16 protein-coding genes are annotated in these 15,802 nt (G+C 72.7%); 1 reads left to right on the plus strand and 15 read right to left on the minus strand.

The annotated features are described in order from the left end of the window. Positions 1-38 precede the first annotated feature (38 nt). The 13 genes from AC6EXY_RS23905 to AC6EXY_RS23965 all read right to left on the minus strand — a co-directional run bounded on the left by AC6EXY_RS23905 (position 39) and on the right by AC6EXY_RS23965 (position 13,499). Positions 39-335, minus strand: coding sequence for a DUF2469 domain-containing protein (locus tag AC6EXY_RS23905; RefSeq protein ID WP_101831619.1), 297 nt, complete (start codon positions 333-335; stop codon positions 39-41). Further along, on the minus strand, positions 332-1,054 hold the full coding sequence (locus AC6EXY_RS23910; RefSeq protein WP_101831621.1) for a ribonuclease HII: 723 nt from the start codon (positions 1,052-1,054) through the stop codon (positions 332-334). The genes AC6EXY_RS23905 and AC6EXY_RS23910 overlap by 4 nt, the downstream gene beginning before the upstream one ends. After that, positions 1,051-2,187, minus strand: a complete 1,137-nt coding sequence (gene lepB / locus AC6EXY_RS23915; RefSeq protein WP_243407457.1) for a signal peptidase I — start codon at positions 2,185-2,187, stop codon at positions 1,051-1,053. The genes AC6EXY_RS23910 and lepB overlap by 4 nt, the downstream gene beginning before the upstream one ends. Positions 2,188-2,384: 197 nt before the next feature. After that, a complete protein-coding gene (gene rplS, locus AC6EXY_RS23920; RefSeq protein WP_101831622.1) occupies positions 2,385-2,726 on the minus strand; it encodes a 50S ribosomal protein L19 in 342 nt (113 codons plus the stop codon). Positions 2,727-2,983: 257 nt separating this feature from the next. After that, positions 2,984-3,721 carry a tRNA (guanosine(37)-N1)-methyltransferase TrmD gene (gene trmD, locus AC6EXY_RS23925; protein ID WP_101831623.1) on the minus strand — a complete coding sequence of 246 codons (738 nt, stop codon included), beginning with the start codon at positions 3,719-3,721 and terminating at the stop codon, positions 2,984-2,986. Positions 3,722-3,761: 40 nt separating this feature from the next. Beyond that, positions 3,762-4,322 carry a ribosome maturation factor RimM gene (gene rimM, locus AC6EXY_RS23930; RefSeq protein ID WP_423748066.1) on the minus strand — a complete coding sequence of 187 codons (561 nt, stop codon included), beginning with the start codon at positions 4,320-4,322 and terminating at the stop codon, positions 3,762-3,764. A gap of 35 nt (positions 4,323-4,357) precedes the next feature. Beyond that, the gene (locus AC6EXY_RS23935; protein WP_101831624.1) at positions 4,358-4,591 is read right to left on the minus strand and encodes an RNA-binding protein; all 234 of its coding nucleotides are present in this window, start codon (positions 4,589-4,591) and stop codon (positions 4,358-4,360) included. Then, positions 4,592-5,038, minus strand: a complete 447-nt coding sequence (gene rpsP, locus AC6EXY_RS23940) for a 30S ribosomal protein S16 (protein WP_101831626.1) — start codon at positions 5,036-5,038, stop codon at positions 4,592-4,594. It lies immediately after the preceding gene. 222 nt (positions 5,039-5,260) lie between these two features. After that, the gene (gene ffh, locus AC6EXY_RS23945) at positions 5,261-6,832 is read right to left on the minus strand and encodes a signal recognition particle protein (RefSeq protein ID WP_101831632.1); all 1,572 of its coding nucleotides are present in this window, start codon (positions 6,830-6,832) and stop codon (positions 5,261-5,263) included. A 450-nt stretch (positions 6,833-7,282) separates the two neighbouring features. Further along, positions 7,283-8,566 carry a signal recognition particle-docking protein FtsY gene (ftsY, locus tag AC6EXY_RS23950; RefSeq protein ID WP_101831628.1) on the minus strand — a complete coding sequence of 428 codons (1,284 nt, stop codon included), beginning with the start codon at positions 8,564-8,566 and terminating at the stop codon, positions 7,283-7,285. A 68-nt stretch (positions 8,567-8,634) separates the two neighbouring features. Further along, a complete protein-coding gene (locus tag AC6EXY_RS23955) occupies positions 8,635-12,396 on the minus strand; it encodes an SMC hinge domain-related protein (protein ID WP_499818176.1) in 3,762 nt (1,253 codons plus the stop codon). Between the two features lie 398 nt (positions 12,397-12,794). After that, positions 12,795-12,992, minus strand: coding sequence for a hypothetical protein (locus AC6EXY_RS23960; RefSeq protein WP_011606869.1), 198 nt, complete (start codon positions 12,990-12,992; stop codon positions 12,795-12,797). A 213-nt stretch (positions 12,993-13,205) separates the two neighbouring features. Further along, the gene (locus AC6EXY_RS23965) at positions 13,206-13,499 is read right to left on the minus strand and encodes an acylphosphatase (protein WP_243407090.1); all 294 of its coding nucleotides are present in this window, start codon (positions 13,497-13,499) and stop codon (positions 13,206-13,208) included. 156 nt (positions 13,500-13,655) lie between these two features. On the opposite strand from AC6EXY_RS23965, the gene AC6EXY_RS23970 reads away from it, so the two are divergent. Then, entirely contained in the window at positions 13,656-13,892 is a 237-nt protein-coding gene (locus tag AC6EXY_RS23970; protein WP_101829882.1) for a hypothetical protein, read from the plus strand. Positions 13,893-13,908: 16 nt separating this feature from the next. On the opposite strand, the gene AC6EXY_RS23975 is transcribed toward AC6EXY_RS23970, so the two are convergent. Further along, complete coding sequence (locus AC6EXY_RS23975) at positions 13,909-14,667, minus strand: DUF2786 domain-containing protein (RefSeq protein ID WP_101829871.1); 759 nt, start codon at positions 14,665-14,667, stop codon at positions 13,909-13,911. A 212-nt stretch (positions 14,668-14,879) separates the two neighbouring features. Continuing rightward, entirely contained in the window at positions 14,880-15,770 is an 891-nt protein-coding gene (gene mutM / locus AC6EXY_RS23980; RefSeq protein ID WP_101829870.1) for a bifunctional DNA-formamidopyrimidine glycosylase/DNA-(apurinic or apyrimidinic site) lyase, read from the minus strand. Between the last annotated feature and the right edge of the window lie 32 nt (positions 15,771-15,802).

Below are 15,802 nucleotides of genomic sequence, written 5' to 3' on the forward strand. Positions count from 1 at the left end.
GCGCGCCGGCGGTGGCGGCCACCGGTCGGCCGACCGCCTCAGAGCTCCGCCTTGGTCAGCTCCTCCACATTGATGTCCTTGAAGGTCACAACGCGGACGTTCTTCACGAACCGCGCGGGGCGGAACATGTCCCACACCCAGGCATCGCGCAGGCTCAGCTCGAAGAAGACCTCGCCGTCCGCACTGTTCCTGACCTCGATCTGGTACTCGTTCGCGAGATAGAACCGGCGCTCCGTCTCGATCACGTACGAGAACAGCCCCACCACGTCCCGGTACTCGCGGTAGAGCTGGAGCTCCATCTCGGTCTCGTACTTCTCGAGGTCTTCCGCGCTCATGCGGTCTCCGTGACGCCGTGCGCGCTGGTCGCAAGCACTCTGTCCTCCAGCCGCGATGGTCGGGCTTCCCCTGTCGGCACCGCGTGCGCGGCCACGTTGACGTACGACTTCCGGTGCTCGTCACACGGCCCGTATCGCGCCAGCGCCGCCGCATGGGCCGCAGTGACGTATCCCTTGTGCTGCGCGAAATCGTACTCGGCATAGCGGGGGTGTAACGCACGCATGATCCGGTCCCTCGTCACCTTCGCCACGATCGAGGCGGCCGCGACGCAGGCGGCGACCCGATCCCCCTTCACCACCGCCAACGACTCCGTGCCGAACCCGGCCACCGGGAATCCGTCGGTGAGCACATAACCCGGACGGTCCCGCAGCCGCGCCACCGCGCGCCGCATGCCACAGATGTTGGCCACGTGGACGCCTGTCCGGTCGATCTCGGCGGCGGGGATCACGACGGTTGACCAGTCCGCCGCCGCGGCGAGGACGTCGTCATAGACCTCCTCGCGCACCTGCTCGGTCAGCAGCTTCGAATCCGCCAGCCGCGGCAGCCGTCGCTGGCCGCGGGGCGAGAGCACGACCGCCGCGACGACCAGCGGGCCCGCGCAGGCCCCTCGGCCCGCCTCGTCGACACCCGCGACCGGACCCAGGCCGACGCGGTCCAGCGCCCGCTCGTAGCCGAAGATGCCCGCGTCCCGCCGGATCAGGACACCGCGCGGTGTCATGGGAGGCCGCGCCGCCGGTCCGCACCGCGGCCGCCGAGCGGCGCACGGGCCGGTCCGCGGCGGCGCGCCCGCCAGGCGGGCGGGGTGAGCGCGAGCAACGCCAGCAACGCCGGGGAGTCGGCCGGAGCTGACGATCCGGGCGCGCCGGCGAGGCCGGACTGCCTGAGCTCGGCCGGGGCCGGGCTGCCCGCCGCCGCCGGCACTCCCTTGAACGTCCCCGGTACCTCGAGGAAGCCGAACCTGCTCAGCGGCCACACCCGCACGAACGCCCGCCCCACGACCTTGCTCTGCGGGATCGGACCGTTCTGCCGGGCGTCGGACGACGCGCCGCGATGGTCACCCATCACCCAGAGATACCCCTTGGGCACCTTCACCGGGCCGAAGCGCTGATAGTCGTTCTCGAAGACGTACGGCTCGTCGAGCGGCCGGCCGTTGACCGTGACGCGGCCCTGGGCGTCGCAGCAGGCCACGGTGTCGCCGCCGACGCCGATGACCCGTTTGATGAAGTCGGTCTCGCTCGGGGCACCGAGGCCGAGCAGGTTCTGGGCATCACGAACGAACCTGCCGAAGGCGTTCGTCGGTTTGGGAACGATCGACTCCGCGTGGTCGAACCCGGTCCCCTTGCCGTTGAACACGACGACCTCGCCCCGGTGCACGTCCCGGAAGTGATACACGACCTTGTTGACCAGCACCCGGTCGTTGACCAGCAGCGTGCGTTCCATGGACTCGGACGGGATCCAGAAGGCCTGGACCAGCAGCGCCTTGATGAGCAGTGCCAGCAGGAAGGCCACCAGCACCAGCACCGGAAGCTCACGCAGGAACGACCCGCGACCGCGTGCGCCCGACCCAGGCCGGCCGGCCCGCCGAGCGCTCCCGGGATCGTCCCCCGACGGCTCCGCGGCCGTGCCACCGGGCGACTGCGGGCCGCCGGCATCGCCGTCCGCGGCGGACGCGCCAGCGGCCTCCGCCCACGGAGGCGAGTCGTCCCAGCCGGGCGCATCCTCGCCGGGCGAGTCGGCCCCGGGGGCGGAGCGCTGCGGCCGCTGGCTGGCCCGAGGCTGCGCCCACCGCTCGTCCACGTGCCGGTCACCGCCGGCGTCCGAGGACTGCCCACCCGGACTCGATGCGTTCACTCCGCCACCTCGCTGGCTCGGCCGTCAGACCTCATCGGACCGGCCGACGTGCCACCAGCCGCTCTCGCGACGTCGCCTGCGGACCGTGCCGCCTATCTTCGTCCAAGAACCGGGTCAACACGCGAACAGAGAACCGGCAAGTCGCCGATCGGAGGGTCTGGCGGACACAGGGCGACGAGGCCTCAGCGCGCGACCGACTACCGCTTCTCCTTGATCTTGGCGGCCTTGCCCCGCAGCTGGCGCAGGTAGTACAGCTTCGCGCGGCGGACGTCGCCCCGGGTCACGACCTCGATCTTCGAGACGATCGGGCTGTGCAGCGGGAACGTGCGCTCGACACCGACGCCGAAGCTCACCTTCCGCACGGTGAAGGTCTCCCGCACCCCGCCGCCCTGGCGGCGGATGACGGCACCCTGGAAGACCTGGATGCGCTGACGGTTTCCTTCGACGACCCGCACGTGGACCTTGAGGGTGTCGCCCGGCCAGAACTCGGGCACGTCGGTCCTCAGCGACTCGGCGTCGAGGCTGTCCAGGGTGTGCATGGCAGTCGCTTCCTGAAGAGATCGGGAGTGGATCGTCCGCGCCCTCGGCCCGACGGCCCGGCGAACAATCCTTGGCCGAGCCCGACCCGGACCACACACCGGCGGGCTGCGCCACGGAGTACCAGAAGAACGGAGCTCCGTGGGGAACGCTCGAGCCGAGGCTACCCGAGCCGGTCACGAACCGGCGGACACTGCATTGTACTGTGCCACACGCGTGAGCGGCCCGACCGCGCCCCCGCCTCAACGGCACCCCGGGCTCAGGCGCCCTCTCGCCCGGCGGCGTCCAACACGGCGCGGTCCGCGGCGGACAGGTCGGCTGCGGCCAGCAGATCGGGACGGCGGTGCAGGGTGCGGCGCAGGGACTCGGCTCGCCGCCACCGGTCGACGGCCCCGTGGTCGCCGGAGCGCAGCACCGCGGGCACCTCCGCGCCGCGCCAGACCGGCGGGCGGGTGTATACCGGAGCTTCCAGCAGTCCGTCGGAGAAGGAGTCGTCCTCGGCCGAGGCGCTGTTGCCGAGGACCCCGGGCAGCAGCCGTGCCACCGCCTCCAGGATGACCAGGGTGGCCACCTCACCGCCGGCCAGGACGTAGTCACCGATGGAGATCTCGTCGTCCGCCCAGGCGTCGACGACCCGGGCGTCGATCCCCTCGTACCGTCCGCAGCAGAACACCAGCCAGGGCTCCCGGGCCAGCTCCTGCGCGCGGCGCTGGCTGAACGGGACACCCGCCGGCGTCGGGACCACCACCCGCGGGCGGCTCCCCGGCCGTGAGGCGGCGATCTCGGTCAGCGCCGCGTCCCAGGGCTCAGGGCGCATCACCATGCCCGGCCCACCGCCGTACGGCGCGTCGTCGACGGTGCGGTGAACGTCGCTCGTCCAGGCGCGCAGGTCGTGGGTGCGTACTTCGAGCGTGCCGCGCTCCCGCGCCTTGCCGACCAGGGACAGCCCCAGCGGCTCCAGGTAGGCGGGGAAGATGGTGACGACATCGGCGCGCATCGGCTGCTCCCGGTCGGACGTCGTGGGCCCGGCACCCGGCTCAGTCGAGATCCAGCAGCCCCTGGGGTGGATCGACCACGATGCGGCCGGCCGCCGGATCCACGGTGGGAACGATGTCCCGGACAAACGGAATCAGATGCTCGCCGCCGTCCGGCCGCCCGACCGCGAGCAGGTCACCGGCCGGCGCGTGGATCACGTCGGTCACCCGGCCCAGCGGGTCACCGGCGACCGTCACCACCGCGAGGCCGACGAGGTCGCGATCCCACCACAGATCGGCGGAGTCCGCCTCGCCGGATTCGTCCTCATCGGTCGGCGGCCCGGCCTGCGCCGGGTCGATGGTGAGCAGCACGTTGCGCAGCCCCTCGGCCGCGCCACGGTCGTCGACTCCGGCGAAGCGCACCAGCAGGCGACCCGAATGCCACCGGGCGCCGGCGACGGTCAGCGGGGGGCCACCACCCTCACGGCCCAGCACCGCGTCCACGGCGAACCGACGGCCCGGCACATCCGTCCGCACCTCGATGGTGACATCGCCGCGCACGCCATGCGGGCGACCGATACGGCCAACGACGATCGGCTCGACCACGACGGGCCGCTCAGCCATTCGACGGCTCGGCGCATCCGCTGGCGCGTCGACCGCTAGCGGTCCACATCGACGACGTCGATCCGCAGGCCACGGCCACCCACGCCGCCCATGACGGTCCGCAGCGCGCGAGCCGTGCGGCCCCGACGGCCGATCACCTTGCCCAGGTCGTCGGGATGCACGCGCACTTCCAGGGTCCGGCCGCGCCGACCGTTGTTCAGGTCCACGCGGACATCGTCGGGATGATCGACGATGCCCCGCACGAGATGCTCGAGGGCCGTCTCCAGCACCTACTGCCCCGCGGTCGTCGACGCGTCCTCGGCCGGCGCCTCCGCGCCCTCCGCCGACGCGGACTTCTTGGCCTTCTTCGGGGTGGTCGCCGGACGGTCCTCGGCACCCGCGGCGGCCCGCGCGGCGGCCTGGAAGACCTCGCGCTTGTCCGGCTTCGGCTCAGCGACCCTCATCGGCGGCGGCGCCGGCAGGTTCTTGAACTTCTGCCAGTCACCGGTGACCTTGAGAATCGCGAGCACGGGCTCGGTGGGCTGAGCGCCGACCGAGAGCCAGTGCTCCACCCGCTCCGCGTCGACCTTGATGATGCTCGGGTCCGACTTCGGGTGGTACTGCCCGATGGCCTCGATGACCCGACCATCCCGCTTGGTGCGGGCGTCGGCCACGACGATGCGGTAGTGCGGCTCGCGCATCTTGCCGAGACGCTGCAATTTGATCTTGGTTGCCACGGTGGTCGAACGGCTCCAGACGTATCGGGACCGCCGGGCCCCGCACAGGTGCGGAGAGAGCGGCGGCGGGAAGCACCAGCGCCGGAACAACCACTCGACACGACCCGGGCACGGGCCTGGAGAGGACAGCCACACCGACGCTGGCAGGCAGGGCCTGCACTAGAGCTTACAGTCTGCCAGACGGTGACCGACGGCGGCGGCCCGGGAGCGCCCGAACCGGTCTCAGCGGCCGCCGCGCGGCCCGCCACCGAGGCCGCCCTGCTGCTGGCGCATGAGCGCCGCGAGATCCGGCATGCCGTCGGGCATGGCGTCGGGCATGGCGTCGAGGCCCGCGCCGGGACCCCGGGTCAGCCGCTCCTGCGCCGCCGACTTCTGCGCCTTGGCCTGGGCCGCCCGCGCCGCCGGGTTCCCCTTGCGGCTGGCGCCCTTGCCCTTCTTCGCGGCCTTGCGGGCCGACGCGGACTTCCCTCGCCCCATCGCGCCCGGAAGACCCATCCCGCCCGCCATCTGCTTCATCACCTTGCGCGCCTCGGCGAACCGGTCGAGCAGCTGGTTCACCTCGGTGACCGTGACCCCCGAGCCCCGGGCCACCCGCGCCTTGCGCGAGGCCTGCAGGATCCGGGGATCGCGCCGCTCCCCCGGCGTCATCGACCGGATGATCGCGACCACCCGGTCGACGTCGCGGTCGTCGACCTGGGACAGCTGCTCCTTCATCTGGCCCATGCCGGGCAGCATGCCGAGCAGGTTGCCGATCGGGCCCATCTTGCGGACCGTGAGCATCTGGTCGAGGAAGTCCTCGAGGGTGAACTCCGAGGCGGCCATCTTGGCCGCCATCGCCTCGGCCTGCTCGGCCTCGAACGCCTTCTCGGCCTGCTCGATCAGGGTGAGCACGTCACCCATGCCGAGGATGCGCGACGCCATCCGCTCGGGATGGAAGACGTCGAAGTCGTCGAGCGCCTCACCGGTCGAGGCGAACATGATCGGACGGCCGGTGACCTCGGCGACCGACAGCGCCGCGCCACCGCGCGCGTCACCGTCAAGCTTGGTCAGGACGACGCCGGAGAACCCGACTCCCTCGGCGAACGCGTTCGCCGTCGCGACCGCGTCCTGACCGATCATCGCGTCGAGGACGAACAGGATCTCGTCCGGCGAGACGGCGTCGCGGATATCGGCGGCCTGGCGCATCATCTCCTCGTCGACACCGAGGCGGCCCGCCGTGTCGACGACCACGACGTCGAAGACGTGCCGGCGCGCGTGCGCGAGAGCGTCCCGGGCGACCCGGACCGGATCCCCGACCCCGTTGCCGGGCTCCGGGGCGAAGACCTCGACGCCGGCCCGACCACCGACCACCTGGAGCTGGTTGACCGCGTTCGGCCGCTGCAGGTCGGCGGCGACCAGCAGCGGCGTGTGCCCCTGCGCATTCAGCCATCGGCCGAGCTTGCCGGCCAACGTCGTCTTGCCGGTGCCCTGCAGGCCCGCGAGGAGGATGACGGTCGGCGGCGACTTGGCGAAACGCAGCTCGGTCGTCCCGCCACCGAGGATCGTGACGAGCTCCTCGTTGACAATCTTGATGACCTGCTGCGCCGGGTTCAGTGACGCGCTGACGTCCGCGCCGCGCGCCCGCTCCTTGATCGCGGCGACGAAGCCCCGCACGACCGGCAGCGCGACATCGGCCTCGAGCAGCGCCACCCGGATCTCGCGGGCGGTCGCGTCGATGTCCGCATCGGTCAGGCGCCCCCGCCCACGCAGCGACGTGAAGACCTTGTCGAGGCGGCTGGAAAGGGTGTCGAACACGCGCACACTCCGGGATCGCAGGCGGACCGCAGGGACCAGCGTACGCACCCGACGACGAGGACAACACACCCGCGCCCGCCCGCCGGCCGGGGGAGCGACTGCGGCGCGGACCGAACCGGAACCCGGCCGAACCCCGTGCCGGCCACCCGCCAGCGGACGGCGAGCGCGACCCGGCGAGGCATTCCCGCACGGACCGCGGCCTGGCCAGTGACCGACCGGGTCCGCCCTCTGCGCTGAGGACGGCGAGACGCCTCGCCGGACGCTCACCCCCCAGCCGGGAAAGCGCCGAGGACGAGTGGTCACGACGGGCCGAGGAGCCTGCCAGCTCCGCACAGCAATGCAGCCTAGATCACATCCCAGGAGACGTGAAGTCCTTGACACGCCACATTTCGTGGTCCGGATGCAGTCCAGATCTGCCGACGGACAGCATGGCCGCTGTCCGCCACGCTGTCAGGCCGGCTCGCCCAGCAACGCGTCGACGAACGCCTCGGGCTCGAACGGGGCGAGATCGTCCGGGCCCTCGCCCAGCCCGATCAGCTTGACCGGGATGCCGAGCTCCCGCTGGACGGCGATGACGATGCCGCCCTTGGCCGTACCGTCCAGCTTGGTCAGCACGACGCCGGAGAGCTCGACGGCCTCCGTGAACACGCGGGCCTGCACGAGCGCGTTCTGGCCGGTGGTCGCGTCCAGCACCAGCAGCACCTCGTCCACCGGGCCGTGCTTGCCGACGACCCGCTTGATCTTCGCGAGCTCGTCCATCAGGCCCGTCTTGGTGTGCAGGCGACCGGCAGTGTCGATCAGTACGGTGTCGGCCCGCGACTCGATGCCTCGTTTCACCGCGTCGAAGGCGACAGAGGCCGGGTCGCCGCCCTCGGCGCCGCGTACGGTCTCGGCGCCCACCCGCTCGCCCCAGGTCTGCAGCTGGTCGGCGGCCGCGGCGCGGAACGTGTCCGCCGCGCCCAGCACCACCGTCCGGCCGTCCGCCACCAGCAGTCGGGCGATCTTCCCGCAGGTCGTCGTCTTGCCCGTGCCGTTGACGCCGACCACGAGGACCACCGCGGGCCGGTCCGGGACCGAGGTGCGCAGCGACCGGTCCGCCGTGGTGCCGACCTGGGCCAGCAGTTCGTCGCGCAGCATGGCGCGGGCCTGGTCCGGGCCGCTCGCGCCGAGCACCTTCGTGCGCTCGCGCAGCGCGGCGACGAGCTCGCTGGTCGCCGTGACGCCGACGTCGGCGACCAGCAGCGTCGCCTCCACGTCCTCCCAGGTCTCCTCGTCGAGCCGGTCCCCGGACAGCAACGAGAGCAGGCCACGGCCCAGCGCGCTCTGCGAGCGGGACAGCCGCAGCCGCAGCCGGACCAGCCGGCCCGCGGCCGGCGCCGGCGTCTCCACCGGCGGGCGCTGGCGCGGCGGAACCGGCGCCGCGACACCCTCGACGGCCGCAGCCGGGGCGGGCGTCGGGGCCTCCCCCTCGACCTGCGGGGCCGCCCCCGGCGCGGCGGGAGCGGGCTCGATCGTGGCCGCACCGGCGGCCGGCGGGGACGCCCGCCCGCCCTCGATCCCGCCGGCCCCGGGCCGCGGCTGCCCGCCGTCGTCGCCGGCGGCGGGCAATCGCGGCTCGGTTCCGCCGCCGGTCAGGGTCCGGCGTGGACGGCGCCGCACGGCGCTGCCCACCACGAAGCCGATGGTGGCCACCGCGACGACGCTGATGACGACGATCAGGATGAGGAGCTCCACCCCTCGATCCTGACAGATCCGCCGGCCGGCTCGGCGTCCTCACCCTCGGTGCACCCCCACCCGGGCGCTCAGACCGCGGCGTTCTCCCGCAGCCGCTGGCTGATCACCGTCGTGATGCCGTCGCCCCGCATCGCCACGCCGTACAGGGCGTCGGCGATCTCCATCGTCCGTTTCTGGTGGGTGATGATGATGAGCTGGGACTTCTGCCGCAGACCCTCGATCGCCTCCAGCAGCCGGCCGAGATTGCGGTCGTCGAGCGCCGCCTCGACCTCATCCAGGACATAGAACGGCGACGGTCGGGCCCGGAAGATCGCCAGCAGGAGGGCGAGCGCGGTCAGCGAGCGCTCGCCACCCGAGAGCAGCGACAGCCGCTTGACCTTCTTGCCCGGCGGGCGCGCCTCGACCTCGATCCCGGTCGCCAGCATGTCGTCCGGGTCGGTGAGCACCAGCCGGCCCTCACCGCCAGGAAACAGGGTGGCGAAGACGATCTCGAACTCCCGGGCCGTGTCGGCGAACGCCGCCGCGAACACTTCCCGGACCCGGACGTCGACCTCCTCCACCACCAGCAGCAGATCACGCCGGGTGCTGCGAATGTCGTCCAGCTGCGAGGACAGGAACGCCGCCCGCTCCTGCAGGGCCGCGAACTCCTCGAGGGCCAGCGGGTTGACCCGGCCCAGGCGGGTGAGCTGCTTGTCCGCGGTCGCCGCGCGTGCGGTCTGCTCGGCGCGGTCGAACGGCACCGGGGAACCGTCCGGATCGTCCGGCGGTACCGGCAGGTGAGGCCCGAACTCGGCGACGAGCACGTCGCCGCCGATCCCGAACTCCTCCATCGCCCTGCCCTCGAGCGTCTCGACCCGCAGGCGCTTCTCGGCCCGGGCCAGCTCGTCCCGGTGGGCGGCGTCACGCAGACCGGCGAGCTCCGCCGTCAGCGCGCGGCCCCGGTCCCGGGCCGCGGACAGCTCGGCCTCGGTCGACCGGCGCAGCGCGTCGGCCTCCTCCCGCTCGGTGGCGGCCCGGGCCAGCGACTGGTCCAGCCGGTCGAGCGCCCGCCCCGCGGCGTCGCCGAGCGCCGCCGCCAGCGCCGCCTGGCTCTCCCGCACCTCGCGGCGCCGCGCCGCCGCCGCGCGGGCCGCCCGCTCGCTCGCCGCCGCCCGGATCAGGCCGTCCGCCCGGCCCTGCAGTGCACGCACCCGCTCCTCGCTGGTGCGCACCGCCAGCCGCGCCTCCACCTCGGCCGCCCGCACCGCGGAGGTGGCACTGACCAGCCGGTCCCGTTCCTCGGAGGAGCGTTCGTCGATCTCCGGCTGGGTGGAGATCGACGCCAGCGACCCCTCGAGCTCGGTCAGCGCGCCGTAGGCCCGGTCGCGTGCGCTCTCCGCCCGGCCCCGCGCGACCTCGAGGCGTGCCACGTCGGCTCCCGCACTACCGCCGGCGCGGTCCAGCTGCGCCAGCTGCTCCGACAGCGCGCGATGGCGCGCGTCGGCGCCGTGCAGGGCCGCGAGCGCCGCGTCGATCGCGGCCCGGGCCCGGTCGACCTCGGCGCGGGCCGGGCCCAGCGACTCGCGGGCCGTCTCGGCCTGCCGGCTCGACGCGGCGACGCCGGCCTGCGCCTCGTCGGCGGCCGCGCGCAGCTCGATCGCCGAGGGGGGATTCGCGCTTCCGCCCACCGCGAGCGCCGGCCCGAGCACGTCTCCGGCCCTGGTGACCACGTGCAGCTCCGGCTGGTCGGACGCGGCCCGCCGCGCCGCCGGCAGATCGTCCACCACGACCGTGCGTGCCAGCAGGAACGTCACCGCGGGCCGGAACCGCTCGTCGATGACCTCCACCAGGTCCAGCGCCGGGACGCAGCCCGCCGGCAGCCCGCCGCCCCCCGCCGCGCTCCCCGAGCCACCCGGCCCGGCAGGCCCGGCAGGCCCGGCCGCCAGGACCAGGGCGGCCCGGCCGGCATCGGCATCCCGCAGCCAGGTGAACGCGATCAGAACCTGCGCCGGGGAGGCCACCAGCAGGGCATCCGCCGCGGGCCCGAGGGCCGCCGCGATGGCGGCCTGCGCGCCGTCGCGCACGGTCAGGACGCCGGAGAGCCGGCCAAGGGGGGTGAAGGCGGCGTCCAGCGGTGGTGGCGCCGGCCGCGCGGCGGCGGTGCCGGCGGTCGCGGACCCGGTCTCCCGGCCGCCGCCGGCGCGCTGCCGACGTCCCTTGCCGCCAGGGCGCCCCACGCCGCCCCCGCCGGGCCCGGCCGCCGGATCGTGCGGCGCCGTCGGGGACACCTCGACGGGCTCGCCGGCCGCGCCGGCCTCGGTCCGCCGCGACGCCTCCAGCAGGGCGGCGACGCCATCCGCCGGGGACAGCGAGAGCACCAGCGCGTCGTGACGGGCGGCCCAGGACGCGCGGTCGCGCTCCGCGGAACGCTCCTGGGCGCGCAGCGTCTCCAGCCGGTCCACCGCGGTGGCGTGCACCGCCACCGCGGCACTGTGCCGCTCGGCGAGTTCCGTCCGGGCGTCCTCCATCCGCCGCAGCTCGTCGTCCAGCGCGGAGCGCGACTCAGCGGTCTCGGTGGCACGCTCGCTGGCGGCCGTCAGCGCCTCGGTGGCACGGACGATCTCCTGCTCGGCGCCGCTCGCGCGCGACCGGGCCGCCTCCACCTGGCCGGCTAGTCGGGCGATCTCCTCCCGCCGGGACGAGGCGGCGCGGGCGGCGGCGATCAGCTCCCGCTCCTCGCTCGCGAGCGCCTCCTCGAGGTCACCGCGGCGCGCCACGACCTGCTCGAGCCGCTCCCGGTCGATCTCCAGCCGCTCGGCGAGAGCCACCTCCTGCTCACGAACGGCGGTTGCCTCCTGCTCGAGCTCCTCCGGATCGCGCCGGCCGCGCAGCTCGTCGGAGGCCGTGCGCAGCAACCGGGCCCGCTCGGTGGCGAGCGAGCGGGTGCCCAGCAACCGCTCGCGCAGGGAGGCGATCGCGTACCAGGTCCGCTGGGTCTCGGTGGTACGAGGAACGATCTCGGCGAGCTCTGTCTGCAGGCGTTCCTCGCGCTGGGCCGCCGTGGCGTGGGCCGCCTCGGTCTCGGTGAGGCGGCGGCGAAGGACCTGCTCGTCGGCGGCATCGGTCGCCATGGCCGTGCGCGCGGTGTGCAGGTCGTCGGCGAGCAGCCGCAGCCGCGCGTCACGCAGGGACGCCTGGATGGCACCGGCCTTGCGGGCGATCTCGGCCTGGCGCCCGAGCGGGCCGAGCTGGCGGCGCAGTTCTGCGGACAGATCGGTCAGACGGGTGAGATTCGCCGCCATCGCCTCGAGCTTGCGCAGCGCCTTCTCCTTGCGCTTGCGATGCTTGAGAACGCCGGCCGCCTCCTCGACGAATGCTCGCCGATCCTCCGGCCGGGCATGGAGAACGGCATCGAGCTGACCCTGCCCGACGATGACGTGGAGTTCGCGGCCGATTCCGGAATCGCTCATCAGCTCCTGAATGTCGAGGAGCCGGCAACCGGTGCCATTGATCGTGTATTCACTCTCGCCGCTGCGGAAGAGCAGCCGGCCGACCGTGACCTCCGTGTACTCGATCGGCAACGCGCCGTCCGAGTTGTCGATCGTCAGCAGCACCTCGGCACGGCCGAGCGCGGGGCGCGCGGGCGTGCCTGCGAAGATGACGTCGGACATGGTGCCGCCGCGCAGCGCCTTGGCCCCCTGCTCCCCGAGCACCCAGGCGATGGCATCGACCACATTGCTCTTACCGGACCCGTTCGGCCCGACCACACAGGTGATTCCCGGCTCGAGGTGTAACGACGTCGAGCTGGCGAAGGACTTGAAGCCCCGCAGGGTCAGGTTCTTGAGGTGCACCGGTCTCCGGAGCAGCGGTCAGCAGGGGACGTGCGGCGGATGATCAGCAGCGCTGCCCACCGACGAGGGACGTCCACATACTATCGAGCAGCGGAGCGCGGTCATACGACCACACTCCGCCAACGCCGCGACTCCGAGACGCACCGTTCGGCCAATCCACCACCTGGGCGAACCGCCGAATCTCACGCGTCAGCACCACGCCTCAATGGAGGCACGCGCGAACGTGCGTCCACACGAGAACGTGAAACACCCCCCAGGGATGAATCGATCACCCAAGAATAGAGGATGATTACCCAGAGCTAGGGTGACAACGCGCGCAAATAGAGACGAAATACAGGAATTCGGGACCGGCCTAGCGGGGCCCGCAGTGCGCGCGACACCCCACCGCAACCCTCAGCTCAGCTGTAGGCCGGCTCGGCGTCGAGCGCCCGGACATCCTCCGGCACGTCGACACCCCCGACCAGTGCCTCGTTGACCTCACGTACTCGAGTCAGCTCTGCCTCAAGCTCCGCGACTCGGGCACGGAGCCGGCGCACCTCGTAAGAGAGACGCAGGTCGCTGCCGGAACCGACGTGGCCGAAAAGGGCCTTCGCCATGGTAATGGTCCTCCACGATGAGTGACCTAGTGGGCGTCGGACAACACAAGATCCAAACAGATCAGAGTGCGCCCCCAACAATGACTCCAGGATCCCACGCCGGGTGACCGAAAGTCAAGAGCATGCCACATGCCCCCCGGTCGATCTGGGGAACACACAAAAACTTGACCGTCATCCTGATGACAGGGCCGCGTGCACACCGTCGACAAGCGGTCACTTCCGGCGGAAGTCAGCCAGATCGCCCTGTGCGCTACGCCACACCAGCTGCACACGGTCGGTCCACCCAGGAGTGTGACCTGTCACGAGTAGCCGGGCCAGATCCCGACACGCGGACTCGTCGCCTTCCGCAATCACCTCGACCGCACCATCCGGCAGATTGGTGGCGGATCCGACCAGTCCCAGCCGTCGCGCCCGAGTACGCACGTAGTCGCGAAAACCGACCCGCTGAACTCTCCCGACGACCACGGCGGTGAACCGGACCACGGTCGTGCCAACCTGCGTCTGCATCACGGGTCCTTCACTCATCAGCGAGGTAGGGTACTGGCCATCGTGGACACCTCATCATTCCCAGACATGGCGGGCCAGCCGGGCGGGTCCCGGCGGCCGGTGGGCCTTCAGCGCTCGCGGCCGAACCAGCCACGCTCGCGCCGGAAGCCCACCGTCGTGGCGCTCGTCGGCGCCGCCCTCGGGTCGGCGCTCGTACTCAGTGGTTGCGGTCAGGACTTTCATCAGGAGGGCGGTTCGCTACCGGTGCCGCATGCGAGCGTCGAGGGCGATCGCCATGTGACGCCGGGGCCGGTCGACGACCAGGACAAGATCATCGGCCCTGGCTACGCACCACCGCGAACCGCCGGCCCCACGCAGACCGCGGTTCCGAACCTGCCGGGCGGAAAGCTGTAGCCCGGCAGGCTGTCCATCATCCCCGCGAGCCGATCGCCGGTGAGACCCGGCTGGAGATCCGGTTGTCGTAACCGAGATCGGCTCGCTCGCCGGCCTGGTATCCCTCCCGCCCGCCACTTCCCGACAGCTGCCGGGCCCGGGGGGTCCGCAGCCGCGGATAGACGGTGGCCATGTGCGCGTCCACCCGCCGGCTGCGATCCGCGAGGACGACGGCCACCGACGGACCGCCGGGCTCCTCGGCCGGTTCCGCCCGCTGCCGCGCCTGCGCCCGCTCCCGCGCCGTCCACTCCGCCTTTGTCAGACGCTCCGCGACCGCGAGCGCGAAGCCGGCCATCCACGACCGCCGGTACGCCCGCGGGTCCTCGCATCGCGGCGGTCGCACCGCGGCCAGTCCGTACACCTGCTGTACCAGCAGCGAGGTGAACAACAGCTGCACGCGCTGGATGTCCGCGTCCATACCGAACAGGTGCGCGGAGTGCTCGACCCCCTGCGCCCGGCGCATGGTGCGGTGCACGAGCCGGCAGCCCAGGGGCGTGGCGACGCTCGCGAGCAGCGAGATCTTGTCGCGGGCGTAAGGCGACTCGACCGTCACCACGAGATCCGCCGCCGCCCGCCGCGGCTCGGCCGCCTCCAGCAGCGCCCGGTCGATCCCGTACTGGGCGATGAGCTCGGCTGCCTTGGTGTTGTAGGCCTCTCGGGCCGCCTCGGTCAGACCCTCGCCCTCCGCCATGGCGAGCAGCTTGCGCACCCGGCCGAGCAACGCGTCCGGATTCATGGGGCGCCTCCATCCCTCTTGTGCCGGATGGCCACAACGCGACCCGGCACTCTCGGCGATGCCTCGCCGAGCAGGGAAGATCCCGAACTCGGCCCCGGACAAGGCGACAACATCCCTCACCCGCGGCGGACGGGCTCCCTCCGCCGCCACGAGCGCCACGCCCGCCCGCACGCCCTCGGGAGGAGGGTAGCTGTCGAACGTGTGATCGAATGCTACCACCTGGGGTGGCGGGGTGGAGGCTGGCAGATCGGGCAGGTGAAGCTGGAGCGGTTCATGAACGCGTCGCGCCGGATGGTGCCGCCGCACCGGCCGCACGGCTGACCGGCGCGGCCGTAGACCTCGAGCGAGCGCTCGAACAGCCCGCTGACCCCCTCCGTGGAGACGTAGAGCCGGTCGAAGGAGGTGCCGCCCGCGTCGAGCGCGGCGGCCATGACCGCACGGACCTCCACCAGCAGGCGGCGGATCTCCGGCCGGTTCATGGTCTCGGTCGGCCGGGCGTAGTGCAGCCGCGCCGCCCACAGGGCCTCGTCCGCGTAGATGTTGCCGACCCCGCTGAGCAGCGTCTGGTCCAGCAGCGCCCGCTTGATGCCAGTGCGCCGCCGGCGCAGGCGCCCGATCACGGCGTCCTCGTCGAACGCGGGGTCGAGCGGATCGCGGGCGATGTGGGCGATCGGCGCGGGCAGCTGCGCGCCGCCGACGTCGATCGCGAGGCCGCCGAAGGTGCGCTGGTCGACGAAGCGCAGCTCACGGCCCTCATCGGCGAAGACGAACCGCACCCGCAGATGTTTCTGATCCGGTGACCCCGACGGCACCACCAGGAGCTGCCCACTCATGCCGAGGTGGGCGATCAGCGCGTCCCCGGCGCCGGTCGACGTGTGCTCACCGGCCGCCGGCTCCGGGCACAGCGCGAGCCAGAGGTACTTGCCGCGCCGGTTCGCCGCGATGATGCGCCGGCCGACCAGCAGGGATCGGAAGTCCGCCGCTCCCGCCACATGCCGGCGCACCGCCCGGGGGTGGGACACCTCGACCTCACGGATCACCCGCCCGACGACCCCGCGCTCGAGCCCGCGCCGAACGACCTCCACCTCGGGAAGCTCAGGCATGATGACCGCCGACGACGAACGCCAGGCCCCGG

Source organism: Frankia sp. RB5, from assembly GCF_059816245.1.

Bases quoted from the DNA above. Each gene is read 5' to 3' on its own strand.
- AC6EXY_RS23960 (WP_011606869.1), bottom strand. From the start codon at position 12,992: ATGGCGAAGGCCCTTTTCGGCCACGTCGGTTCCGGCAGCGACCTGCGT.
- AC6EXY_RS23905 (WP_101831619.1), bottom strand. From the start codon at position 335: ATGAGCGCGGAAGACCTCGAGAAGTACGAGACCGAGATGGAGCTCCAG.
- mutM (WP_101829870.1), bottom strand. From the start codon at position 15,770: ATGCCTGAGCTTCCCGAGGTGGAGGTCGTTCGGCGCGGGCTCGAGCGC.
- AC6EXY_RS23965 (WP_243407090.1), bottom strand. From the start codon at position 13,499: ATGCAGACGCAGGTTGGCACGACCGTGGTCCGGTTCACCGCCGTGGTC.
- AC6EXY_RS23910 (WP_101831621.1), bottom strand. From the start codon at position 1,054: ATGACACCGCGCGGTGTCCTGATCCGGCGGGACGCGGGCATCTTCGGC.
- trmD (WP_101831623.1), bottom strand. From the start codon at position 3,721: ATGCGCGCCGATGTCGTCACCATCTTCCCCGCCTACCTGGAGCCGCTG.
- rplS (WP_101831622.1), bottom strand. From the start codon at position 2,726: ATGCACACCCTGGACAGCCTCGACGCCGAGTCGCTGAGGACCGACGTG.
- rimM (WP_423748066.1), bottom strand. From the start codon at position 4,322: ATGGCTGAGCGGCCCGTCGTGGTCGAGCCGATCGTCGTTGGCCGTATC.
- AC6EXY_RS23975 (WP_101829871.1), bottom strand. From the start codon at position 14,667: ATGAATCCGGACGCGTTGCTCGGCCGGGTGCGCAAGCTGCTCGCCATG.